The 22618-nt window shown below is 71.8% G+C and carries 18 protein-coding genes; 7 read left to right on the forward strand and 11 right to left on the reverse strand.

Features of this window, described 5'->3' with window-relative positions:
- The first annotated feature begins 13 nt into the window (after window positions 1–13).
- On the forward strand, window positions 14–1477 hold the full coding sequence (locus ABZ810_RS46705; RefSeq protein WP_358414991.1) for a trehalose-6-phosphate synthase: 1464 nt from the start codon (window positions 14–16) through the stop codon (window positions 1475–1477).
- Window positions 1478–1574: 97 nt separating this feature from the next.
- Here the strand turns inward: ABZ810_RS46705 and ABZ810_RS46710 are convergent, their stop codons facing one another.
- Together ABZ810_RS46710 and ABZ810_RS46715 are read right to left on the reverse strand one after the other, a co-directional pair.
- Entirely contained in the window at window positions 1575–2591 is a 1017-nt protein-coding gene (locus ABZ810_RS46710; RefSeq protein ID WP_358414994.1) for a sulfotransferase, read from the reverse strand.
- A gap of 160 nt (window positions 2592–2751) precedes the next feature.
- Window positions 2752–3303 carry an RNA polymerase sigma factor gene (locus ABZ810_RS46715; protein WP_358414997.1) on the reverse strand — a complete coding sequence of 184 codons (552 nt, stop codon included), beginning with the start codon at window positions 3301–3303 and terminating at the stop codon, window positions 2752–2754.
- A 55-nt stretch (window positions 3304–3358) separates the two neighbouring features.
- On the opposite strand from ABZ810_RS46715, the gene ABZ810_RS46720 reads away from it, so the two are divergent.
- The 3 genes from ABZ810_RS46720 (at window position 3359) to ABZ810_RS46730 (ending at window position 7782) form a co-directional block, all read left to right on the forward strand.
- Window positions 3359–6064, forward strand: a complete 2706-nt coding sequence (locus tag ABZ810_RS46720; protein ID WP_358415000.1) for a serine/threonine-protein kinase — start codon at window positions 3359–3361, stop codon at window positions 6062–6064.
- A 151-nt stretch (window positions 6065–6215) separates the two neighbouring features.
- Entirely contained in the window at window positions 6216–6818 is a 603-nt protein-coding gene (locus ABZ810_RS46725) for a PadR family transcriptional regulator (protein WP_358415003.1), read from the forward strand.
- Between the two features lie 241 nt (window positions 6819–7059).
- Window positions 7060–7782, forward strand: a complete 723-nt coding sequence (locus ABZ810_RS46730) for a DUF899 family protein (RefSeq protein ID WP_358415006.1) — start codon at window positions 7060–7062, stop codon at window positions 7780–7782.
- Between the two features lie 99 nt (window positions 7783–7881).
- On the opposite strand, the gene ABZ810_RS46735 is transcribed toward ABZ810_RS46730, so the two are convergent.
- The 3 genes from ABZ810_RS46735 to ABZ810_RS46745 form a co-directional block, all read right to left on the reverse strand.
- Window positions 7882–8739 carry a hypothetical protein gene (locus ABZ810_RS46735; RefSeq protein ID WP_358415009.1) on the reverse strand — a complete coding sequence of 286 codons (858 nt, stop codon included), beginning with the start codon at window positions 8737–8739 and terminating at the stop codon, window positions 7882–7884.
- Between the two features lie 499 nt (window positions 8740–9238).
- Window positions 9239–10051 (reverse strand): trehalose-phosphatase, encoded by an 813-nt coding sequence (otsB, locus tag ABZ810_RS46740; protein WP_358415012.1) that lies wholly within the window; start codon window positions 10049–10051, stop codon window positions 9239–9241.
- Window positions 10052–10070: 19 nt separating this feature from the next.
- Window positions 10071–10391 (reverse strand): DUF3263 domain-containing protein, encoded by a 321-nt coding sequence (locus ABZ810_RS46745; protein WP_358415015.1) that lies wholly within the window; start codon window positions 10389–10391, stop codon window positions 10071–10073.
- A 183-nt stretch (window positions 10392–10574) separates the two neighbouring features.
- Here ABZ810_RS46745 and ABZ810_RS46750 point away from each other — a divergent pair, with 183 nt between their 5' ends.
- Together ABZ810_RS46750 and ABZ810_RS46755 are read left to right on the forward strand one after the other, a co-directional pair.
- Window positions 10575–11522 (forward strand): SAM-dependent chlorinase/fluorinase, encoded by a 948-nt coding sequence (locus tag ABZ810_RS46750; protein WP_358415017.1) that lies wholly within the window; start codon window positions 10575–10577, stop codon window positions 11520–11522.
- Window positions 11523–11595: 73 nt separating this feature from the next.
- Entirely contained in the window at window positions 11596–12153 is a 558-nt protein-coding gene (locus tag ABZ810_RS46755; protein WP_358415020.1) for a MarR family winged helix-turn-helix transcriptional regulator, read from the forward strand.
- Between the two features lie 126 nt (window positions 12154–12279).
- On the opposite strand, the gene ABZ810_RS46760 is transcribed toward ABZ810_RS46755, so the two are convergent.
- The 5 genes from ABZ810_RS46760 to ABZ810_RS46780 form a co-directional block, all read right to left on the reverse strand.
- Complete coding sequence (locus ABZ810_RS46760) at window positions 12280–12582, reverse strand: hypothetical protein (protein ID WP_358415023.1); 303 nt, start codon at window positions 12580–12582, stop codon at window positions 12280–12282.
- Window positions 12583–12678: 96 nt separating this feature from the next.
- Window positions 12679–15537 (reverse strand): S8 family serine peptidase, encoded by a 2859-nt coding sequence (locus ABZ810_RS46765; RefSeq protein ID WP_358415026.1) that lies wholly within the window; start codon window positions 15535–15537, stop codon window positions 12679–12681.
- Between the two features lie 330 nt (window positions 15538–15867).
- Window positions 15868–16347, reverse strand: coding sequence for a hypothetical protein (locus ABZ810_RS46770; RefSeq protein WP_358415029.1), 480 nt, complete (start codon window positions 16345–16347; stop codon window positions 15868–15870).
- Window positions 16348–16412: 65 nt separating this feature from the next.
- Entirely contained in the window at window positions 16413–18089 is a 1677-nt protein-coding gene (locus ABZ810_RS46775; RefSeq protein ID WP_358415032.1) for a cation acetate symporter, read from the reverse strand.
- Window positions 18089–19240: a DUF485 domain-containing protein gene (locus tag ABZ810_RS46780; protein WP_358415035.1), complete on the reverse strand. Its 1152-nt coding sequence runs from the start codon at window positions 19238–19240 to the stop codon at window positions 18089–18091. The genes ABZ810_RS46775 and ABZ810_RS46780 overlap by 1 nt, the downstream gene beginning before the upstream one ends.
- Window positions 19241–19555: 315 nt before the next feature.
- On the opposite strand from ABZ810_RS46780, the gene ABZ810_RS46785 reads away from it, so the two are divergent.
- Window positions 19556–20668 (forward strand): hypothetical protein, encoded by a 1113-nt coding sequence (locus tag ABZ810_RS46785; protein WP_358415038.1) that lies wholly within the window; start codon window positions 19556–19558, stop codon window positions 20666–20668.
- On the opposite strand, the gene ABZ810_RS46790 is transcribed toward ABZ810_RS46785, so the two are convergent.
- Window positions 20632–22056: an MFS transporter gene (locus ABZ810_RS46790; RefSeq protein ID WP_358415041.1), complete on the reverse strand. Its 1425-nt coding sequence runs from the start codon at window positions 22054–22056 to the stop codon at window positions 20632–20634. The two genes, ABZ810_RS46785 and ABZ810_RS46790, sit on opposite strands and share 37 nt — an antisense overlap.
- Between the last annotated feature and the right edge of the window lie 562 nt (window positions 22057–22618).

Consider the following 22618-nt stretch of genomic DNA (forward strand, 5'->3'; position numbering starts at 1 on the left):
AGACCCTTTCGGTATGAGCCAAGTGCTGGTGGCGTCCAACCGTGGCCCGGTCTCGTTCTCCATGTCCGACGAAGGCACGCTCTCCATGCGGCGGGGCGGGGGCGGCCTGGTGTCAGGACTCGCCGCGGTGACCGGCGGCCCCGGCCGCCCGGCCCGCGAGCCGGCGCCGGATGTGCTGTGGGTGTGCGCGGCGCTCGGCGAAGCCGACCGCGCGGCGGCGCGGCAGGCCCCGGACGGGCGGCTGGACGAGGCGGGCCACGACACCGGCGGCGCGGCCGTGCGGATGCTCGACATCCCGGCCGCGACGTTCCATCGCGCGTACAACGCCATCGCCAACTCGACCCTGTGGTTCGTCCACCACCTGCTGTACGACACCCCGAGGGCCCCGCACTTCGACGCCAGGGCGCGCCGTGACTGGCAGTCGTACGAGGCCTACAACGCCGCGTTCGCCGACGCCCTGGCTCGCGACGCCGCGCCGGGCGCCAAGGCCGCCATCCAGGACTACCACCTGTCGCTGGCACCGCAGATGTTGCGCGAACGGCGGCCCGACCTGAAGATCGTTCACTTCTCGCACACGCCCTGGGCGCCGCCGGAGTACTTCCGGCTGCTGCCCGACGACATCGGCACGCAGGTCCTGGAGGGCATCCTCGGCGCCGACCACGCCGGTTTCCTCACCTCGCGGTGGGCGGCGGCGTTCCTCGACTGCTGCGAGCAGCTCCTGCCGGGGGCGCGCGTCGACCGTGCCGCCTGCACGGTCACCAGGGCCGGGCACACGACCCGGGTGGGCGTGCACGGCCTGGGCGTCGACGGCGAGTCGCTGCGGCACCGCGCCGCCGAACCGGACGTGGTGGCGCGCGCGGAGGCGCTGCGCGAGCAGGTCGGCGACCGGAAGCTGATCGTGCGGGTCGACCGCACGGAGCTCTCCAAGAACATCGTCCGCGGCCTCGCCGCGTACCGCGAGATGCTCACCAACCATCCCGAATGGCGCGGCCGCGTCGTCCACCTGGCGTTCGCCTACCCTTCCCGGCACGACCTGCCGGAGTACCGCGAGTACACGGCGGCGGTGCAGCGGATGGCGGAGCAGATCACCGACGAGTTCGGGACCGCCGAGTGGGAGCCGCTGATCCTCCAGGTGAACGACGACTTCCCGCGTTCGCTGGCCGCCTACGGGCTGGCCGACGTCCTGGTGGTCAACCCGATCAGGGACGGCATGAACCTCGTGGCCAAGGAGGGCCCCGTGCTCTCCGAGGGCGGCTCGGCGCTGGTGTTGTCCCGCGAGGCCGGCGCCGCCGCCGAGCTCGGCGACCACGCGCTGATCGTCAACCCGTACGACGTCTCGCAGACCGCCGAGACGATGCACCAGGCGCTGCTGATGCCGGCCGAGGAACGTGCCGCGCGCTGCGCCCGCCTGACCGCCGCGGCGACCGCGCTTCCGCCGCAGCGGTGGTTCGCCGACCAGCTGGCCGCCCTCGACTGACCGGCACCTGGCGGGGCCGGCGGGGCCGTTGGTACGTGGCGGGTCCGGCGCCTTGCCATCAGGCGTTCACCGAACCCGCCACGAGCGGGCGGCCCGCTCAGGTGAGCGCGGCGGACTCGGCCGTGTCGGCCGTCAGCAGGCACTCGACCGGACCGGGCTCGTACCGGCGCTGCCAGCGGTCGCGCAGGTCCTTCTTGCGCTGCGACATGCGCCGGTGGGCGGCCGTCTTGGCGAACTTGCCGAGCATCGCCGGGCTGGGCTTGGGCGCGCCGCTGAGCTCGTAGCCGTAGTCGGCCAGCCGCTCACCGAACGCCGACTCCGCCAGGCCGATCTCCCACGGCTCCAGGCGCTTGGACCACGCGCCGACCCGGCCGGACGTGACGGCGGTGTGGGTGCGGTCGTGCCACCGCTTCTGCGGCGGAACGGTCAGCTTGGCGATGTCCTGCGGCGCCGTCATCGCCGGGTCGAACTCCTCGCCCAGGAACGCGCACAACCCCGAGAGTTCCCCGGCCGGGTCCGCCACGAGCCGCTCGTACTGAAGCTCGTAGTACGACTCGGGGCCGAGATCGGTCGCGTACCGCCGCCCGTAGTCGATCGCCTCGCGCCACGCGGAGATCGCGTGGTTGACGTCGAGCTTGTACCAGGGCATCTCCTTGAGAGACCCGACACAGTCGCGGCCGTCCCGGATGAGGTGGACGAACTGCGCGTCCGGCCACATCCGCAGCAGCGTGGGCACGTGCTTGAAGTAGCTCGGCCGCTTGTCGCCCCAGCGGGGCTTGCCGAACTTGCGGGCGTACGCGCGGAACACGATGCCCAGCGCCGAGCCCATCGTGGGCGGGCCGTCGACGATCTCGTCCACCACCTGCGCGGCGTCGAGACCGAGGTCCTTGAACTTGGTCTCCTTGCGGCCGGTGATCCACTCCCCCAGCGCGCGTCTGTTGGCGCTGTCGCGGAGGTCCCCGAATTCGCACCGGGCCGTGTAGGCGGGGAGCAGGAACCGGGTCTCGGCCGGGATCGCGATCCGCTGGTGCGAGTGCAGCATGAGCTGCAGCAGTGTCGTCCCCGACCGCGGGCATCCGATGACGAAGATGGGCCGGTCGGCTTGGGAAGCCATGCCTGATGACATGCAGGGAATGCTGGCCGAGCCGCCCCTGCGGCACATTGCGTCTAGCTGCACGCTTGCCGAGGCATTACCGATGCTTGACGGCCACCGACCACCCCCATACCAACCCTGTACACAGTGGCTGGCATGCCGCCCTCGTGGCGGCCGGAGATCAGGTGTAGGACTCGCCCAGCGTCTGGCGGACCTGCTTGCGGGCCTCGTGGATGCGCGACTTGACCGTGCCGAGGGGCAGCTTGAGCTGCTCGGCGATCTCCGCGTACTCCAGCTGGGAGACGTCGCGCAGGACCAGAGCCTGGATCAGGTCGGGCTTGCGGGCCTCGAGGTCCTCCATCGCGTCGAGGATGTCGACCCGCGACCCGGCGATGACGCTGGTGCGGCGGGGGTCGGGACGCTGCTGGGGCAGCTCGCCCGCCTGCTCCACCGACCGGCGCTTGAGCGAGCGGTAGGTCGAACGTGCCGAATTGGCGACCACCACGTGCAGCCACGTGCTGAACCGCGACCGCCCCTCGAACCGGTGGATGTTGCGCGCCACCTGGAGGAGCGCGTCCTGGCAGGCCTCCTCCGCGTCCTGCCGGCAGGGCAGAAAACGTGAGCTGTGTCTCAGGACGTCAGGCTCGATCACCCGCAGCAGCTCGTTGAGGGCCGCTTGATCCCCCTGTGCCGCCTTGACGGCCAGTTCCTCGGTCCGCTCGTCGAATGCCATCGCCGCGCCTTAGCTCGTTCGCACACACACCCCGTTTGTTGGGCATGATACGGGAGTGTCCTTCCCCCCAACGGTCGGCCGTTACCGAATCGATCGCGTCCTGGGATCCGGGGCGTTCGCCTCAGTCTGGCTGGGGCACGACGATGCACTGGATGCCCACGTCGCGATAAAGGTGCTGTCCGGAAGCCTCATCGACGACCTCGACGTGCGGAATCGTTTCCTGGAGGAGGCCCGGATCCTGCGCCGGGCCGACTCGGAACGGCTCGTTCGCGTGCACGACATCGGTGAGCTACCGGACGGACGTCCCTATTTCGTCATGTCGTACGCCGACCGCGGGACCCTCGCGGACCGGATGCGTGAACGGCCACTTCCGGTCTTCGAGGCCCTTGCTCTCGCGGAGGAAATCGCGTACGGCGTCGAGGTGATCAACACCCTGGGCGTCATCCACCGCGATCTCAAGCCGTCCAACGTGCTCTTCCAGAGCACCCGCGACGGCGGCGAGAAGCTGCTGATCGCCGACCTCGGCCTGGCCAAGGCCCTCGCCCACGCCTCCGGCGCGTTCACGCTGCCGGTCGGCACGCCCGGCTACATGTCGCCGGAGCAGGCCCGCTTCGGCGGCGGCCTCGACGTACGGGCGGACGTCTACGGCCTCGGCGCCCTCACCTACCACATGCTCACCGGCCGGCCCCCCGGCCCGGCCCCGGTCAAGCAGCCTCCGAGCGCCCTCCGCGAAGGCATGCCGCCCGCGTTCGACCAGGTGATCCTGCGCGCCCTCGAGGTCGAACGGGAGAAGCGCTGGCCCACCGCCGAGGCGTTCGCCGAGGCCCTCGCCACCCTGCGGCCGACCATGCCCCCGGGCTCCCTGCGCTCCGGGAGCGTCGGCATGCCCCCGCCGGTCCCGCGCACCGAGCCGGACGTGGACGCCGACGCGACCATCCAGGACCAGTACGTGGGGCCCCAGCAACCGGCGTCCAACCGCGACCCGGCGCCCGTGGCCGGTCCCGGCCGCCCCGACCCCGCTCAGCCCGGTGCCCCTGGCACCTCACACCCCGGCGGCCCCAGTGGTCCCGGCGGGCCCGGCAGCACTGGAGGCCCTGGCGGGCCGGGCTCGGCCGCCCCGCCGCCGCCCCACCCTGGCGCCCAGCAGCCCGGTGGCCCCGGCCGGCAACCCGGCGACCAGCAGCAAGCCGCCCACCAGCAGGGCGCCCCAGGCCAGCAACCCGGCGCCCACCAGCAGGGCGCCCCGGGTCAACAACCTGGCGGCTACCAACAGGGTGGCCAGCAGCAGCCTGGCGGCCCCGGCCAGCGTCCAGGCGGACCTGGTCAGCAGGGTGCCCCAGGCCAGCAAGCAGGCGGCCAGCAAGCAGGTGGCCAGCAAGCAGGCGGCCAGCAGCCCGGCGGACCTGGTCAGCAGCAACCCGGCAGTCCCGGGCAGCAGCCGGGTGGCGCGTCGCGGCCAGGCGGACAGGCTCCGCAGCCGGGGGGCCGGCAGCACGGCCAGTACGGTCCGCCCGGCGGGCAGGGCCGTCCCCCGTACCAAGGTGAGCCGGAGCCGCCCACGCGGGACGACCGGGCCGGTTCGGCGGACGACATCCGTACCTCCGAGATGCATGTCGGCTCAGGCCGGCCCGGTGGCGGCGGGTTCGATGAGGATCGGACGATCGTGGACCGGCCGGGCCCGCCGCCCGGCGGCCCGCAGCACTACGGCCCGGGAGGGCCCTCGGGGTCTCCCGACGACGACCGGACGATGGCGGTTCCACTGCCCGGGCCCGGCGGCCACCAACCACCGGGCGGCCCGCAGGGCGGATCCGACCAGGCCGCAGAGGAGGACCGGACGACCGTCCTCCCGATCAACCCGCAAGGACCAGGAGGTCCCGGCGGACCAGGCGGACCAGGTGGCCCCGGCGGCCCGGGCGGTCCCGGTGGTCCGGGCGGGCATCCCCATGCCCAGGGTCCCCTGCCCACGGGATTCCAGCCGTCCCCACCCGGCGGCGAGCAGCCCAAGGAAGGCGCGTTCGGACGGCTCAAGAGCACCCTGCGCGGAGGATCCAAGGCCCAGGCGACCCCTGGCGGCTCCGGCAGGCCGAGCGGCCCTGGTGGTCCCTCGGCCGGGCAGGCACCCGGTGGGCAGCGCAAGCAGGGCAACAAGCTCATGACGCCGATGATCATCACCGCGGTGGTGCTCTCCATAGCGCTCGTCGGCGGCCTGCTGCTCGGCACCCTGTTCAACAGCGGCGGTGGCGGCAAGGTCGAACCGACCAAGTCGCCCGCACTGCCCACGGACTTCGTCCAGGTCGCCGACTCCTCCGGGAAGATCAAGGTCGCGGTGCCGAACGCCTGGCCGCTCCAGTCGGCGGAGAAGACCTGGGCCACCTCGATCGCGGCGCTCACCGACCCGGCGGCGCGGCCCGTCCTGCGTGCGACGCCCGACGCGAACGACTTCAAGGGCGACGGCAGGAGCCCGGGGGTGTTCGTCGGGCTGACGACCGACATGGCCGCCGGCAAGCTGCCGCCGCCCGGCCTCATCCGCCATGCGCAGTGCACGAAGGGCGCTCAGGAGAACTACACGTCCCCCGACAAGGCCCTCTCCGGAACGATCACTCGCTTCACCGCCTGCAAGGTGGGCACGGCGTCGGTGACGGAGATCGGCCTGCGCGACAAGAGCGGCAAGTTCGGTGCCTGGATCCGCATCAAGGAGACCGACAACCGCAACCTGACCAAGAACATCCTGGACAGCCTCAAGCTGGCCGCGCCCGCGTAGATCCCGGGCACTCCCGCAGAAGGGGGGCCGGGCCGCCATCCAGGCGGCCCGGCCCCCCTTTTGTGATGTCGAGCACTCGAAGTTGCATCGCGATCGGTTATCGATATATCGTTAATGCATCGCAACCGATCACTAGAGAAGGAGAACTGCGATGAACACCCGACATGGACGATTCATGAACCCCGAAGCACGACCCCGGCGCGGCGACCCGTTCGGCCCTGGATTCGGCGGTCCCGGTTTCGGTGGCCCCGGCTTCCCCGGCGCGGGCTTCGGCCCGGGACGCCAGGGTGGACGCGGGCGCGGGCGCCGCACCCGGCGCGGCAACGTTCGCACCGCCCTGCTCGCCCTGCTGACCGAGAGGCCGATGCACGGCTACGAGATGATCCAGGAGCTGGACGGCCGCACCGGCGGCGTCTGGCGCCCCAGCCCGGGCTCGGTCTACCCGACGCTCCAGATGCTGGAGGACGAGGGCCTGGTCACCAGCGAGGAGCAGGGCGGCAAGCGCCTGTTCTCGCTGACCGACACCGGCCGCGAGGAGGCGTCCGGCCAGGACACCGCCCCGTGGGACGAGGTCACCGAGGCCGCCGGCGAGAACGCCGTCCGCGGCCGTGAGGCGATCGGACAGCTCATGGGTGCCCTGCATCAGGTCATGAGCGTCGGCAGCGAAACCCAGAAGGACCGTGCGGTCGACGTCATCAACGACGCCCGCCGCCGCCTCTACGGGATCCTCGCCGATGACGCCGCCGCCGAGTAGCCCCGCCATGGAGGCCGCACCGTGACCCACGGTGCGGCCTCCGTGCGTTACCGCCCCCCGCCCCCTCACGTGATGCCGCGCGCGACGCCGTCAGGCTGATGCCGGTATCAGGCTGCTGGCTGGATCGGCACGAATCAACTGGATCGGCACGAATGCCACCAGGCTGGACCCAGCGCGATGATTTCCGCGGCCGGCTCTGGTCTACATCTCAGAGCAGATCCATCCGAGCCCAGGAGGAACCGTGACCGAGCAGACCACCAGCGCCCTGCCCCCGGTCGTCGACCGGCAGACCTGGCAGGCCGCGCTCGACGATCTACGGGTGCGGGAGAAGGCCGCCACCCGTGAACTCGACGCCATCGCCGCGCAGCGCCGCAGGCTGCCGATGGTCGAGCTCCCGGACTACACGTTGAACGGTCCGGACGGCCCGATCCGGCTGGTCGACGTGTTCGACGGGCGCTCCCAGCTCATCGTCTACAACCACATGTGGTCCGATGGCGCGGAGTGGCAGTGCGGCGGGTGCACGAGCCTGACGTCGCAGTACGTCCGGCTGGGCGCCCTCGACAACTACGATGCCCGCTTCGTCATCGTCACCAACGGGCCCATCGAGGAAGCGCTGGCCTACAAGGCCAAGGTCGGCAACACCATGGACTGGTACTCGTCGTCGGAGAGCCCGTTCGGCGCCGACGTCGGCGCGCCCCCCGGTGCGGGCTTCGCGGTGAACGTGTTCCTGCGCGACGGCGACAAGGTCTACCGCACCTGGCACACCAACGGCCGCGGTACCGAACAGCTCAGCTACACCTTCGCGCTGGTCGACATCCTGCCGTGGGGCCGCCAGGAGGAATGGCAGGACTCACCCGACGGCTGGCCGAAATCGCCCACCTACTCCAAGTGGCTCGACTCTCCCGACGTCGCCCGGCTCTACGGCCCCAACGGAGACGCCGATGCGAGGCCCGCTGGTTCCTAGCGATGTGAACCGTGGCGTCGAGGTGAGAGCGCGGCACCGGCCCGCCTCACGGGAAGCTTCGTGCACTCGTTCGTGGAAGGCGCGTACGTTCAGGGGGGGTCAGCCTGGGAAGGGGGCGGGCTGGGCGTACTGGCCGGAGACGAAGCGCTTCTGCCAGATGTAGAGGCGCAGGTCGGTGCGCCTGAGGCGCCTGTCGACCGGTACCTCCACCACCGCGCGGATGAGGTACGAGGAGTTGGGCGGCATGTACCGGTCGCCGCCGTCGCCCGCCTCGAGCCGTCCGCCGGAGACGCGCCGCAGGACCTCGCTCTGCGTGGGCGGCGTGCACATGTCCTCGGGGACTCCGGCCTGCCACATGCAACGGCTCCGTGCCGCTGGGGCCACCAGGCTGCGCTTCACGAAGACGTCCCCGGGTGGGTCGAGCAGCACCTTCTGGTCGCCCGGATTGCTCAGCACGTAGTCGATGTACGCCACAGCCGAGCCGGACGGCAGCGGGGACGACTGCACGGTGGTGTCTCCCCCGGCACTGACTCCGCCGGTCACGGCCGCGACCCGGTACTGGGCGCCCTCCGCCGTGCTGATGGCGACCGCCTGCCCGCTCCTGGGCGCGGGACCTTCCGCTTCCGCCGGCGGCTGCGCGGCGCCTCCGCCCTGGCCCTTGTCCCCGTATCCCGAGATGACCAGTACGCCGCCGACCAGCATCGCCGCGACGCCGACGGCCGTGGCCGTCACGATCAGGGCGCCGCGCACGCGTGAGCGGTTGCGCCGCTCCATCCGCATGCGCCGCTCGGCCCGAGCCCGGGCGCGCGAGCCGCCCGCGGCGCCGAGCCGCACCTGAACGCCGCTGGTCTCGCGGGCCCCGATCGGCCCGGTCGTCACCGACAGGTCGTCGGCGTCCGGACCCTGAGGGCGCCTGACGTCCCCGGGTCTCCGCGGCGTTCCTGGCTGCATGTTCAACTCAACGCTCCCCGCCGTCCCCCACGTTCACCGAGATGCCGCCCATAGTTTGACGCAATTGGACGCGCCATCAACACGCGGCCCCCGAATCACACAAAAGACGCTAATCAGTCACGCCTGTGTTGTCACTTATGGACACAGTCGAAACCCGTGATCATCTCCGTCGGCGTACCGGCGACCCCGCGCCCAGGCCATGGACGCCGCACGTCCGCGCAGCTCGAAGACGTGCCATCGACATTCGGGCAAACGAGTCGTCAGCTAGCGCCTGACCGTATTAGGCCAGCCATGCCGCGCGCCCAAGGAGCCTGCCCGACCACCGCCCACACCCCGTCCCGTACGCCCGAAACCAGCCAGGCCTACTCAGGGGGACCCCGCGCGGAGGCTGAGGGTTGCCCTGAGAAACGAGGCACGCGGGGCGTTCCGAGAGGGGGTTGGCCGGGGAAGCGGGGCCGCCCCGGGAACGGGGGGGTTCCGGGGCGGCGGGGGTTGGGAAGTGGGGTCAGCTGGGGAGGAGGGTCTCCAGGAAGGTGATGACGCCGGCGGGGCCGTCGACTATGAGGTCGGCGCGTTCGGCCAGGGCGGTGACCTCGGTCGAGCCGCTGCAGAGCTTCAGGCCGGGGACGCCCTGCTCGCGGAGGGCGTCGATGGTGTCGAAGGCGGCCAGGTCGCCGAGGTCGTCGCCGGCGAAGAGCAGGGCGGACGGGTAGCCGTCGCCCAGCGAGTCGAGGTGGGTGCGCAGCGCCAGGCCCTTGTCCATGCCGGGCGGGCGGAGCTCCAGGACGAAGCGGCCGGGCTCGACGACGAGGCCCGTGCGCTCGGCGAGGGCGTTCATGATGCTGCGCAGGCGTTCGAGGGCGACCTGGGGCTCGGCGGCGCGGCGCGTGTGCACGGCGAGCGCCGCGCCCTTGTCCTCGACGAACGTGCCGTCCGGGGCACCGGCGGCAGCGAGCACGTCGGGCAGCTTGGCACGCGCCTCGGCCACGCCGGGAGGAGACTCGGGGGTGGTGAGCCTGCCGGACTCCCAGCGTTCGAGGCCGTACTGTCCGAGCACCACGAGGCCGTCGATGCCCTCGAAACCGCCGTACTCCACGGCGGTGGCCGCGGGACGACCGGTGACGATCACCAGCGAGCCCACACGCGGGGCCAGGCGGGCCAGGGTCTCGGCCGCCCGGGGGTGGGCGCGGGCCGCGTCGGGGTCGTCGACGATCGGCGCCAGGGTGCCGTCGAAGTCGAAGCCGAGCACGGCTCGACCAGGTCGGTCGCGGATCGCGTCGAGGCCGTCCACGCCGACGGCCGTGAGAGAAGAGTTCACGTGACCAGTTTTGGTCACGTCACTGCCGGATGCCGAGTCGGCGCGCGGCACGCTGCCGCTGTCGCTGAGAGCGCATCCGGCGGAGGCGCTTGACCAGCATCGGGTCGTGCGCCAGCGCCTCGGGGCGGTCGATGAGAATGTTGAGGAGCTGGTAGTACCGCGTCGCGGACATGTCGAACTGCTCGCGGATCGCCTGCTCCTTGGCGCCGGCGTACTTCCACCACTGCCGTTCGAAGGCGAGGATCTGGCGGTCACGCTCGGGCAGGAGTTCGGCCGGGAAGGCGTCGTCGTCTTCCTGGCCCTCGGTCACGGGTGGTCGCAGGGCTGAGCCATCGTTCATGCTTCCGTCCTGATGAGGGCCGTCACCGGGGGCGTTAGCCTCTCGCATGAGGTCCCCTCTGTGGTCACTAATCCCGGGTCGTCCGGGTTCGGCCGGTGCCATGCTACGCGTCCCCGCAGACATCTTCTGGGTGTTCTGACGGAACGGCCCAACGTTACGCTCAGGCACCGGAGGTGGGTTCCGTTGGGCGACGGTGCGGGCGGCACGACGGCGTATCAGTGCATCACATTTCTTACCGACTACGGGCTCGAGGACGGCTTCGTCGCCTCATGTCACGGCGTGGCGGCGCACATCGCCCCGGCGGCCCGGATCATCGACATCACCCACCTCGTTCCGGCGGGCGACGTCCGGCGTGGCGCGGCGGTTCTCGCCCAGACCGTCCCTTATCTCCCACCCGGGGTGCACGTCGCCGTGGTCGATCCCGGCGTCGGCACCAACCGGCGCGGGGTAGCGGTCGCCGCGGGCGACCGGATCTTCGTCGGCCCTGACAACGGGCTGCTGTCCTGGGCGGCCCACGGCCTCGCCCCTGGCGGAACGCAGCCCTACCTGCCCTGGCGCACACCGGGCGCGTCGGGCGCCGAGGATGTGGCCGGCCCCGAGGGCGGGCTGCGGGCGTACGAGCTGACCAACTCCGAGCTGTGGCTGGAGCCGGTCTCGGCGACGTTCCACGGCCGCGACATCTTCACGCCCGTGGCGGCGCAACTCGCCCACGGGCTCGACATCGGGGCCGTCGGGACGCCGATCGACCCGGCCACCCTGATCACGCTCCCCACGCCGACGCGCCGCGTCCAGAACGGAGGGGCGGAGGGCGAGGTGCTCACCGTCGACCGGTTCGGCAACATCCAGCTCTCGCTGACCAAGAGCGACCTCGACCGGCTGGGCGCCCGTACCGGCGAGTCCCTGACCGTGACGCTCGGTGTCAGCGCGCGCCTGGCGGGGGCCGAGCCGCACCGCCGCCGCACGTTCACCGTCCCCTATCGCGAGACGTTCGGCTCCGTGCCGCCCGGGGAGCTCGTCGCGTACGCCGACTCGGTCGGCTGCGTCGCGCTCGCCGTCAACTCGGGCGACGCCGCCCAGCGGCTGGGCCTGCCGCCGGGCGCCCGCCTGCGCATCGCCCCGACCGCCGTCTGACGGGCATTCACATGCAGATTACATACGATAAAGTATGTATTGTGCATTTGTACCCGTGAACGGAGGCTTTGCCGTGGAGACTGAGAGCGCCCCGCGATCCGGCGAGCTCCCCGACCAGGTACTCGCCGACATCTCGCTCGCGCTCTTCCAGCTCCGCCGGGTCTGGGCCAAGCCCGACCTCATGAAGCGCATCCGCGCCCAGACGTCCGGCGGCCCCGGCGGCCGGCCGCTCCAGCTGTCCAACCTCATGGTCGTGCACGCGGTCGCCGGGCTGAGCGTCGCCGCGGACGGCGAGGTCACCGTCGGCGCCGTCGCCGAACGCCTCGAGATCGACCCGTCGACGGCCAGCAGGCTCGTCGGGCACGCCATCGACGCCGGTCTGGTGTCACGCCGCCCCTCGCCGCTCGACGCGCGCCGCGCCAACCTCGGCCTCACCGACGCAGGCGCGCGCGTCAAGCAGGTCGCCGACCGTTTCCGCCGCGCCTACGTGGACGAGCTCATGTCCGACTGGACCGGAACGGAACGCGAGGACTTCGCCCGCCTCCTCACCCGCTTCGCCGACGCCGCCGCCAGCTGCCCCATGGACATCGACGGCGTCGACCGCATCTTCGAAGAAGCCCGAGCCGACTGACCCGCGGAGGCTCTGAGTCGGCTGGGTTTGCGGAGGGCTGGGCGGCTGGGATTTGTTGGACATGCGGACGCCGCGCCTTCCGCGAAGGGCGGGGGCGCGGCGTGCGCGGGGCGGGCGCCGTACGGGTCAGGCACCGTTCTGCAGCGTCGACAGGCGTGCGTAGTACTCGTCCTCGTCGATGTCGCCGCGGGCGAAACGTTCGGCGAGGACGGACTGGGCGTGCGCCTTCGGGTCGGCCTGCGTCGCGTTCGCCGCGATCCGGCGGCGGATCAGGTAGAACGCGCCGACCGCCACGGCCACCCAGAACAGCCCGAACGTGATCGGGAACACCGGCCACCAGGCCGGTGCGTCCGAGGCGGGGCCATGGCCGGGGCCGTCCTGCCAGGGACCGGGGTGCAGCTGCGTCGCCAACATCGTCAGCATGGTCATCGACCTCCTTGTTGCGGATGAGTCGATGCTCGGCGACGGGTCAGGGCGGTGGCATCGTACGGCCGGAGGCTTCCGTGCTACGCCCGGCGGAGTAGGTCACCACCAGGGCGGACGGTAGTCGTCCTCGTCCGGCGGGCGCGGCCGGCGGCGCGGCCGGTCGCTCGGGAAGGGATCGTCGCCCGCCAGCTCGGCGGGCGGCACGGGCGGCACGGCCGGGAAGGACCCGGGCGAGGGCTCGTCCGCCGGAGGTACGGGAGATGTGGGGCCCTTCGGGGTCTCTCCGCCCTCGTCCGCCTGCGGGAGTACGAACGGCTGGTCTTCCAGCGCATGCCGCCGGAACCGCTGCCAGTCGTTGTCGTCCAGCGGGTCGTCGTCGAAGGCGTTGCCCCCGCCGTGACCGTTGCCGGTGGCGGCATGGCCGTTCCCGGTGGCGGTGTGGCCGTTCCCGTTCGCGTTTCCGTTTCCGTTGTGGCCGTTGCCATTGCCGTTGTGGCCGTTCGATCCGTTCTGGCCACCGGTGTCTGCGGGAACGTAGGGGCGTAGGTCGCCGGGCTTGAACGCGGCGGGGCCGGCCGCGCCGCCGCTGGATGCCAGCGGGTCCGAGCCGTAGGGGCCCGCGTCCGAGGATCCGTACGGCGGCCTGTCCGAGCCATGGCCCTGTTCGTCCGAGCCGAAGGACGGCGCGGCCGAGCCGTACGGCCGCTCGTCCGCCCCATAGGGCTGTGCGTCACCGCTGTACGGCCGCTCATCGGAGCTGTAGGGCTGCGCCTCGGAGCCGTACGTGCGTTCCCCTGAGCCGTAGGGTTGCGCGCCCGAACCGTACGGCTGCGCCTCGGAGCCGTACGGCTGCGACGCCGATCCGTAGGGCCGCTCGCCCGACTCGTGAGATTGTGCGTCACCGCTGAACGGCTGCTCGTCGGAGCCGTAAGCCTGCGCGTCCGTGCCATGGGCCTGCGCGTCCGCGCCGGAGGCCTGAACGTCCGCACCGTAAGGCTGCACGTCCGCACCGTAGGGCTGAGCGTCCGCACCGTAGGGCTGGGCGCCCGTGCCGTAAGGCTGCGGGTCCGCGCCGGAGGGCTGGGCGCCCGTGCCGTAAGCCTGCGCGTCCGCGCCAAAGGGCTGGGCTCCCGCACCAGAGGCCTGCGCGCCTGTGCCGTAGGGCTGCGCGTCGGCGTTGTAAGACTGCGCGTCCGTGCCATAGGGCTGGGCGTCGGCGGCGTAGGGCTGTGCGCTCGAACCGTAGGGCTTGCTCTCGGACCCGTAGGGCCGTGCCTCCGCGCCGTACGGGCGTTCGTCAGAGCTGTAGGGCTCCGGGTCACCGGCGTAGGGCTGCGCGTCCGCACTGTAAGGCTGCGGGTCGGAGCTGTAGGACTGCGGGTCGCCGGCGTAGGGGCGGCGGTCGTGGCTGGGCTCGGGGCCGGGCGTCGGTGAGCCGCCGGGGAAGACCTCGCCGCTCTGCCACAGCGGAACGTGGACGGGCGCGGACACCACGTCGGGCGCGGGGCCACCGCCGCCGACACCGCCGGTCATGGCGCCGACGGGTTCGCGTGGGCGGTCCGCGCCGGCAGAGGGGGACGGGCTCAGGTAGTCGTGCTCGACCTCGTCGTAGTCGTCCTCGTCGTCGCCGGGCCGCCGCCGCTGCCGCCAGCCCAGCACCAGGCCGACGAGCACGAGGACGCCGCCGCCGCCGAGGACCGCGGCGACCAGCTTGCTGGTGCCTTCTTCGGCCGGGGCGGCTTCGGCGGCCGGCGAGGACTTCGTGGCCGGCTTGGGGGCGGCGCCCGGGCCGTGCGAGGTCTTGTTGATCTTGTGTGCGGCGACGAGCGCGCGGGCGGCGTCGAGGGTGCCGGGGCAGTTGGACTGCACGGTGCCCTGACGCTGCACCGACCCCTGGACGAGGGAGTCCCGCACCTCGGTGGGGGTCAGCTGGGGATAGCGGGCGCGGACGAGCGCCGCGACTCCGGCGGCGATCGCCGAGGACGGGCTGGTGCCCGTGCCGACGACGTAGCCGTTGTTGGCGTCCGCGCTGACGATCTCAACGCCGGGCGCGCACACCGCCACGTACGAGCGCCGGTTGCTGTCCTTCCAGACCCGGCCGCGGTTGTCGAGCGCCCCGACCGCGATGACCCCGCTGTAGGCGGCGGGATAGTTGCGGCGGTTGGGCCCGGCGCCGTCGTTGCCCGCGGAGGCGATGAGAACGACGTTCTTGCTCAGTGCGTAGCGGACGGCCTCTTCCTCGGTCTTGTCGCCGTCGTAGAAGAGGCGGCCGCCGCCGAGCGACATGTTGATCACGTCGGCGCCCTGGTCGACCGCGTAGCGGATGCCCTGCGCGACCGCGTCGCGGTTGCGTGCGCTCGTCCCGCCGTTGTTGCGCAGCGGGTCGTCGTTCTCCCACGTCACCCGGATCGACAGGATGCGGCTCTGCGGCGCGACGCCCATGACGCCGCGCTGGAAGCCGGGGCCGTTGCCGTGACCTGCGATGATGCTCGCCATCGACGTTCCGTGCAGGCCCCAGAACTTGCCGCCGGGACGGCGCGCGCCGCCGGTGAGGTCGGGGCCGGTGGTCACGCGGCCGGTGAGGTCGGGGTGGCGCTTGTCCACTCCGGTGTCGAGCACCGCGACGGTGACGCCCTGGCCCTTGGACCATTTCCACGCCTTGGGAACGTGCATCGCGTCCAGGTGCCACTCGCGCTGCCTGATCTGGTCGGGCGCGGACTGGATGGAACCGGTCGCGGTGCCGGTCGCCGCTCCGGCGCCGGGAGCCTTGCCGGCCGTCGCGGCGGCGCGGCCGGCGGCGGCACGTTCGGCGTGCCCGGCGGAGTCGTCAGGGGCGAGGGCCACCGGTACGACGACGGCGGCGGCCAGGGTCAGCGCGGCGAGCGAGGCGGTCGCCCGGGCTCCGAAGCGGCCGGCGGGACCAGAACTTCCAGAGCGGCGTCGGGCGGCATGGGACACGCCACCGCACCTCCTCCCGGCAGTCGGCCGCAGTCTGCTGGAGCCGCCCCCCACCGGCAGGCGGAAAGCATCGTACGCGCGGGGCTCGACGGCATCCGCCGCCCCCACGGGCACAGGCCCTCATCCCACCCCATCGAACCCTCGGGGCGCGAGGCCTCATTGTGCCACGTGCCTCCACCCCGGCTCGGGCACTCGTCACATTCAGGCACGGTCCAGGACAGCTCACAGCTCTTGTGGATCTTCTACTCTCCGCACCCGACCTGCCCTAACCCGGACGCGCTGTGCTGTACGCCTCATTACCGCCGAGTAGCCCCCGTCCGGGCGGGCGGGTCAGGAGCAGGTACCGAAGGGGCGGTCGCAGTGGAGGGCTCGGCCGCCGAGGGTCTGCTGGATCTTGTCGACCAGGCTGACGGGGCCGGTGGCGAGCCAGTTCGGGCCCTGGAGGATGGCGAACGCGCCCTGCTCGCCGAGGGCGCTCTGGCCGACGCCCGTCTTCCAGCTCTCCAGGGCCGTGTCGACGGTCAGCCCGGCGCCCGAACCCGCGTTCAGCACCATCGCCGCGACGTACCGTTCGCCGAACGTGCACTCGACCCGCGACCGGTCGCCCCGGCAGCCGGTGGCGCCCTGCTCCCGCAGGGCCGCCTGGATCTCGGTGGTGTCCTGGTACGAACGAGCGGGCGCGCTCGCGGCCGGCGGGCGGGCCGACGCTCCGCCGTCGTCCCCGGTCATCAGCACTCCGGCGACCCCGGCGGTGGCGAGCACCGTTCCGGCGACGGCCCCGGAGACGGCGAGCATGGAGGTGCGCTTCATGCGCACCAGGATGCCTTACTCGTGAGTAACTTGATCCTGACAGCCCGCCGTCGCGCCGGGGCCGATCAATGGGAGCCGGTGCCCGTGAGCGACCTGACCGACAGTTCGTCATACCGTTCTGGATCGGCCTTCTCCCTGCTCAGCAAGGTCGCGACGATCGCGCACAGGAAACCGAACGGGATCGAGACCAGCCCCGGGTTCTCCAGCGGGAAGATGTGGAAATCCACACCCGCGGGCAGCAGCGACAGGCTCTCGCCGGTCACCGGATCGGTCTTGCCCGACACCACCGGCGAGCAGATGACCAGCATCAGCGAACTGCCCAGCCCGCCGTAGATGCCCGCCACCACCCCGGCCGTGTTGAAACGTTTCCAGAACAGGGTCAGCACGATCGCCGGCAGGTTCGCCGCCGCGGCCATCGCGAACGCCAGCGCCACCAGGAACGCCACGTTCAGGTTCTGCGCGACCACCGCGAGCACGATGCCCAGCGAGCCGATCAGGAACGCGGCGAACCGCGCGACCGCGACCTCCTGCGACTCCCGCGGCCGGCCGAACATCAGGACGTGCCCGAAGAAGTCGTGCGCCAGCGATGTCGACGAGGCCAGCACCAGCCCGGACACCACGGCGAGGATCGTGGCGAACGCCACGGCCGCGATGAACGCCAGCAGGATCTCGCCGCCGACCTTGCCGCCGACCTCCTGGCCGAGCGCCTGCGCGAGCTGCGGCGCCGCGGTGTTGCCCGCCGGGTCCTGCGCGACGATCGCGTCCCGCCCCACCAGCGCGGCGGCGCCGAAGCCCAGCGCCAGCGTCATCAGGTAGAACGCGCCGACCAGGCCGATCGCCCAGTTGACCGACGTCCGCGCCGCCCGCGCGTCCGGCACGGTGAAGAAGCGCGTGACGATGTGCGGCAGCCCGGCCGTGCCGAGCACCAACGCCAGCGCCAGGCTCACGAAGTCCAGCTTGTTGAGGATCGTGTGATAGACGTCTCCCGGCACTTCCTTGCCGAAGCGCTGCCCCGGCTGCAGGAACTCCTGCGACCGTCCGCTCGCGTCGGCGGCCGACCCGAGCATCCGGCTCACGTTGAACCCGAACCGGCTCAGCACCAGGACCGTCAGCACGGTCGCGCCCACCATCAGCAGCACGGCCTTGACGATCTGGACCCAGGTCGTGCCCTTCATGCCGCCGAACGTGACATAGAAGATCATCAACGCTCCGACGACCACGATCGTCACGGTCTTGGCCGTCCCCGCGTCCATCCCGAAGAACCGTTCGCCCTCCTGGATGCCGAGCAGCAGCGACACCAGGGCGCCCGCGCCGACCATCTGCGCGAGCAGGTAGAACACCGAGACCGTCACGGTCGAGATGGCGGCGGCCGTCCGCACCGGCGTCTGGCGCATGCGGTACGACAGGACGTCCGCCATCGTGAAGCGGCCCGCGTTTCGCATCATCTCGACCAGCAGCAGCGTGAGCAGCCACGCGACCAGGAACCCGATCGAGTAGAGGAACCCGTCGTAGCCCGACAGCGCGATGATCCCGGCGATCCCCAGGAACGACGCCGCCGACATGTAGTCGCCCGCGAGCGCCACCCCGTTCTGCGGGCCCGAGAACACGCGGCCGCCCGCGTAGAAGTCGTCCGCGCCCTTCGTCGTCACCCGCGCCCAGACCGTGATCGCCAGCGTCGCGACGATGAACGCCAGGAAGAGCCCGAACGTCAGCACGCGCCCGTCCACGTCCTCCCACGCCATCACAGGCCCCCCAACCCGGGTCGTGCCCATCCGCCGCCGTCACGCCCGGACTCGCGCCGACCTGGCCGGCGGCCGTCCCCAGGGCGCCCCTCGGCCCGTTCCCGCGCCGCGGCCTCCCGCGCCGCCCTCCCCTGAACGACCTCCCTGCGAAGCCGCCCGGTCTCCGCCGACGCCCCCCATTCAGCCTCCGCCGAAACCGCCCCCGCGCCCTGCTCCCCCTGCGACCCGAACGCCCCCTGCATGCCCTGCACACCCTGCACGCCCTGCATGCCCTGCTCCCCCTGCATGCCCTGCTGCCCCCAGGCACCCGGCGGCACCCACGCGCCCGGCTGCCCCCACGCACCTTGGGTGCTTTGCAGCCCCGGCGGTCCGAGGTCCCCCCACTCGGCCTGTGCTCCGAACGCCCCCCGTTCGGCCTGCTCCGACCTTGCCGCCGCCGGCCCGTGGCCCGCCCCCCGCGTGCCGTTCCCGTTCCCGTTCGCGTTGCCCGGCGGCCCGTGCCATCGGCCCGGCTCCGGCAGGCCCTGCCATCGGCCAGGCGGCCCCTGCCCCGCGCCGCCGCCTCCGTGCACACCCGGGCCCGGCGGCGGCGGTATGGGCGGTGGCCTGTATGAGCCGTACCCCGCCCACGGCGACCGGCCCCCCGCACCAGGCGGCGCACCGGGCGGCCCGCCAGGGGGCGCACCGGGCGGCGAACCAGGCGGTGCGCCAGGGGGCGCACCATGCGATGCGTCGTTATGCCAGGCCGGAGGTTCGTGGCCGTTCTCGCGCCGATGCCGCGCCGCGTCGTTCTGATCGGGGTCGTTCTGGTCGCGCCGGTGGCGGCCGGCGTTCCCCTCGGCCTTGCGGCCGCCCCGCCGTCCGCGTCCGCCCGACCCGGCCTCGCCCCGCAGCTCGGCGGTGAGCGGGTCGAGCGCCCGCCGCGCGTACCGCGAGTAGCACCACGCCAGCAGGAACGTCGAGACGAACTGCAGTACCCCCAGCAGCAGCGCCACGTTCACGTTCCCGAACACCTGCCGCGCCATGAACCCCCGCGCGAACGCCGACAGCGCGACGTACGCGAGATACCACCCCAGAAACGCCGCGACCATCCCCACCACGACCCGCCGGAACCGCACCTTCACCAGCAGATACCGCTCATCCTGCGCCATCACCGCATACCGCCAGTGGGGCGGCTTGTCAGCGCGCCTCCCCCGGCGTCCCGATGGCGTTGAGTCCCAGACCATCCGGCCCTCCCCGACTCGCCATGACCCTATGTAGTGGTGCCACTTCACTATGAGATCAGACGGTCCAGGCCCGTACCTGCCACTTCGCGAGAATGGAGGCTTAAAACCCCAGGCAGGGCGGACGTAACGCAGCAAATCCACACACAAAGAAACCGCTCGGGATGTTCATCTGGCGGTCACTTAACAAACAAGATTGTCTCTTTGTAGGCTCGTCCCTGAGGCGTCCGCGATCGGGAGGCGGTGAAGGTGCGCGACCGCGTCCTGACCAGGCTGCTGATCACGTTGCTCGCCGTCACGGTCTTCAGGATCGGGCAGAACGTCCCGGCCCCAGGAGTGAACGCCAGCGCGCTCACCGGCACGGATCTCGGCGTCATCGATCTTCTGACCGGTGGCGCGCTGCTCGATCTGTCAGTCTTCGCGCTCGGCGTCCTCCCGGTCATGGTCGCCGGCTCACGCCGCCTCGCGCTCCTCGCGGGTGTCCTGATGGCGGCCGGGGTGGTGGCGGTCGCGGCGGTGCGCGGCGGCCACCTCCTGCACGACCGCGACCCGCTCACGCTGGTGACCATGGCGGCCTGCATCGCGGCGGGCGCCGCGCTGACCCTGCGGCTCGCCGATCTGATCACCTCCGCCGGAGTCGGCGACGGGATCTCCATCCTGCTCTTCGCGCAGATCGCCGCCGTCCTCCCGTCCCAGCTCAACGGTGTACGGGAGTCCGCGGGCGTGCTCGCCCTCGGCGCCGTGCTCCTGATCGCACTCGCGTTCATGGTCGTCCTGCCCGCCGTCGACCAGGCCCAGCGGCGCGTCCCCGTCCAGTACCGCCGGGACTCCGCGTCCTACCGCCGTGCCCCTGGCGCCGCCGTCTACATCCCCATCAGGCTGAACCAGGCCGGGCTCTCGCCGATCATGTACGCCCTGGTGGTGCTGTACGCGCCGCTCGTCGCCGCCGACGCCACCGGGCTCGCCGACCCGGACGAGACCGCCCTCTGGTTCGTGGCGGCGCTGCCCGTCCTCGTCGTCCTCTTCGCGTACGCGCGGATCGCGGTCGCCTTCGACCCGAACGAGGTCTCCACCGGCCTGTGGAAGTCGGGCGGCTTCGTCCCCGGCATCCGGCCCGGCCGCAACACCGCCGAGTACCTCGCCTACGTACGGGCCAGGGTGAACGCGCCCGCTCCTCTCTTCCTCGGCCTCGTCACCCTGGCTCCCCTCGCGACCTTCGCCCTCCTGGGCATCGACGACCTGGCCCTGACCGGCACGAGCCTCCTGATCGCGCTGTGCGTGGCCGTCACGACCGTCAAGCACACGGTCGGCGAACTCCTCTACCGCCGCCGCCTGAACGAGATCCCCACGAAGTGACCGAGCCGGGGCCGCCGGGTGACCACCACGATGGCCAGGGCGACCGCGACCAGTGCGGCGCTGACCCACAGCGGCGAGCGATAACCGAGGCCGGCCTCGATCGTGACCCCGCCCAGCCACGGCCCGATCGCCGCACCCACGTTCAGCGCCGCCGTGGCGAACCCGCCGCCCAGGGTCGGCGCGTCGGCCGCCGCGTACAACACCTGCGCGATCAGGGTGGATCCGACCGCGAACGACAACGTTCCCTGAACGAGGAGAAACACAAGCGTCACCACCGCGTTCCCCGCGGTCAGCGCGAACACCACCCAGCCGGCGAGCAGCAGCGCGCTGCCGATCAGCAGGAGCGGACCGGGCCTGGTATCGGCCAGCCGCCCGCTGAGCGTGACGCCCAGGAACGAGCCCACCCCGAACAGCGCGAGCACGACGGGCACCCAGCCCGCCGGAAGCCCCGTCACCTCGGTCACCAGCGGCGCCAGATAAGTGAACGTGCAGAACGTGGCGCCATTGAGCAACGCCGCCGACAACAAAGCGACCAGCACCCGCGAACGCCCCAAAACCCGCACCTCCCGCAGCCCCCTCCCACCAACCCCACCCACCACAGACTCAGCCGCCGAGGTCGTAGCACCGGAGACTCCAGGACCGGAGGCCGCAGGGCCGGAGGTCATGCGGCCTCCGGTCGCAGCATCAGAGGTCGTGACACCGAAGGACCCGGCACCAGAGGACGCCGGACCTGAGGTCGTAGCGCAGGGAGTGGCGGCATCGGCGGTCGTGGGGCCGGAAGACGCGGGACCTGGGCTCATGTCGCCGGTGGTAGCGGAGCTGGTGGTCGTGGGATCGGGGTTGGGGGATGCGGGGATTGCTCGGGCGATGGCGAGGATCGCTGGGATGCAGATCAGGGCCACCGCCCAGAAGGCCGAACGCCATCCCCACAGGCTGCCGAGGACCGCTCCGGCAGGTACGCCCGCCACGCAGGCGAGGGTGACACCGCCGATGAGGATGGACGTGGCCCGTCCCTTGGCGTTGGGGCCGACCATGGACGTCGCAGCCGCCAAGGCGACGGCGAGGAACCCGGCGTTGGCCAGCGCCCCGACGATCCGGGTGCCCACGAGCACCGGGAAGCTTGTGGTGACGGCGGCCAGCACGTGGACGGCCATGAAGGTGATCAGGAAGGTCAGCAGGGCGCGGCGCCTGGGCCAGCGCAGGCTCAGCACCGCCATCGACGGCGCTCCGACGATCATCCCGACGGCGAAGGCCGACGTGAGGGCTCCGGCGGCCGGAACGGACACACCGAGGTCGGTGGCGATGTCCGGGATGAGCCCGGCCAGCATGAACTCCGACGTCCCCTGGGCGAAGACCGCCAGCGCGAGAAGGTACAGAACGAAAGGCACGACAAACTCCGCGACGCGTGAAGTCCGACAAGGTCAGGTCTGCGTCGGTCGCAAAGCCGCACGGGCTGCCCGGCAGGCTCGCCTCCCAGGCACGCGAAGTCTCCGGCTGGAGCACGCGAGAACGCCCCTCGAAGCCTCCCGCGGACCCGCGAGGTCTCTCGCTGAGCGCGCAAGGTCTCCCGCGGAACCCGCGAAGGCTTCTGCTGAAGCGCGCAAGGTCTTCCGCGGAGCCTCCCGCGGAACCCGCGCGGTCTGCCGCGGAGTAGGCGGAGTCCTTGCGGGACGCGCGTGGTCTGCTGCTGGAGCGCGCAATGCGTCCCATCTCTCGGACACCTTGCCTGTGGAGCAGGCAGAGCTTTCCGCAGGACTCGCGTGGTCTCCTGTGGAGTGCGCGGAACCTTTGCGGGCACGCGCCTGGTCTCGCGCTGGAGTGTGCGGAAGGGGTGCTCGGGAGGGTGGCCCGTTACGGTTGCGTCCACGGGTGTGGTGTATGGGGCCTGTGTGACCTTCTGCCTGGTTTGTGTCCTGGTGGGTGTGTCGCCGTGACATGAGGACGGCCACC

Source organism: Spirillospora sp. NPDC047279 (assembly GCF_040643285.1).
Lineage (GTDB): Bacteria > Actinomycetota > Actinomycetes > Streptosporangiales > Streptosporangiaceae > Spirillospora.

Excerpts from the sequence above, each read along its gene's own strand:
- ABZ810_RS46725 (WP_358415003.1), top strand. The coding sequence starts at position 6,216 with ATGAACACCCGACATGGACGATTCATGAACCCCGAAGCACGACCCCGG.
- ABZ810_RS46775 (WP_358415032.1), bottom strand. The coding sequence starts at position 18,089 with ATGGCGTGGGAGGACGTGGACGGGCGCGTGCTGACGTTCGGGCTCTTC.
- ABZ810_RS46705 (WP_358414991.1), top strand. The coding sequence starts at position 14 with ATGAGCCAAGTGCTGGTGGCGTCCAACCGTGGCCCGGTCTCGTTCTCC.
- ABZ810_RS46780 (WP_358415035.1), bottom strand. The coding sequence starts at position 19,240 with ATGGCGCAGGATGAGCGGTATCTGCTGGTGAAGGTGCGGTTCCGGCGG.
- ABZ810_RS46715 (WP_358414997.1), bottom strand. The coding sequence starts at position 3,303 with ATGGCATTCGACGAGCGGACCGAGGAACTGGCCGTCAAGGCGGCACAG.
- ABZ810_RS46745 (WP_358415015.1), bottom strand. The coding sequence starts at position 10,391 with ATGAACGATGGCTCAGCCCTGCGACCACCCGTGACCGAGGGCCAGGAA.
- ABZ810_RS46710 (WP_358414994.1), bottom strand. The coding sequence starts at position 2,591 with ATGGCTTCCCAAGCCGACCGGCCCATCTTCGTCATCGGATGCCCGCGG.
- ABZ810_RS46770 (WP_358415029.1), bottom strand. The coding sequence starts at position 16,347 with ATGAAGCGCACCTCCATGCTCGCCGTCTCCGGGGCCGTCGCCGGAACG.
- ABZ810_RS46760 (WP_358415023.1), bottom strand. The coding sequence starts at position 12,582 with ATGACCATGCTGACGATGTTGGCGACGCAGCTGCACCCCGGTCCCTGG.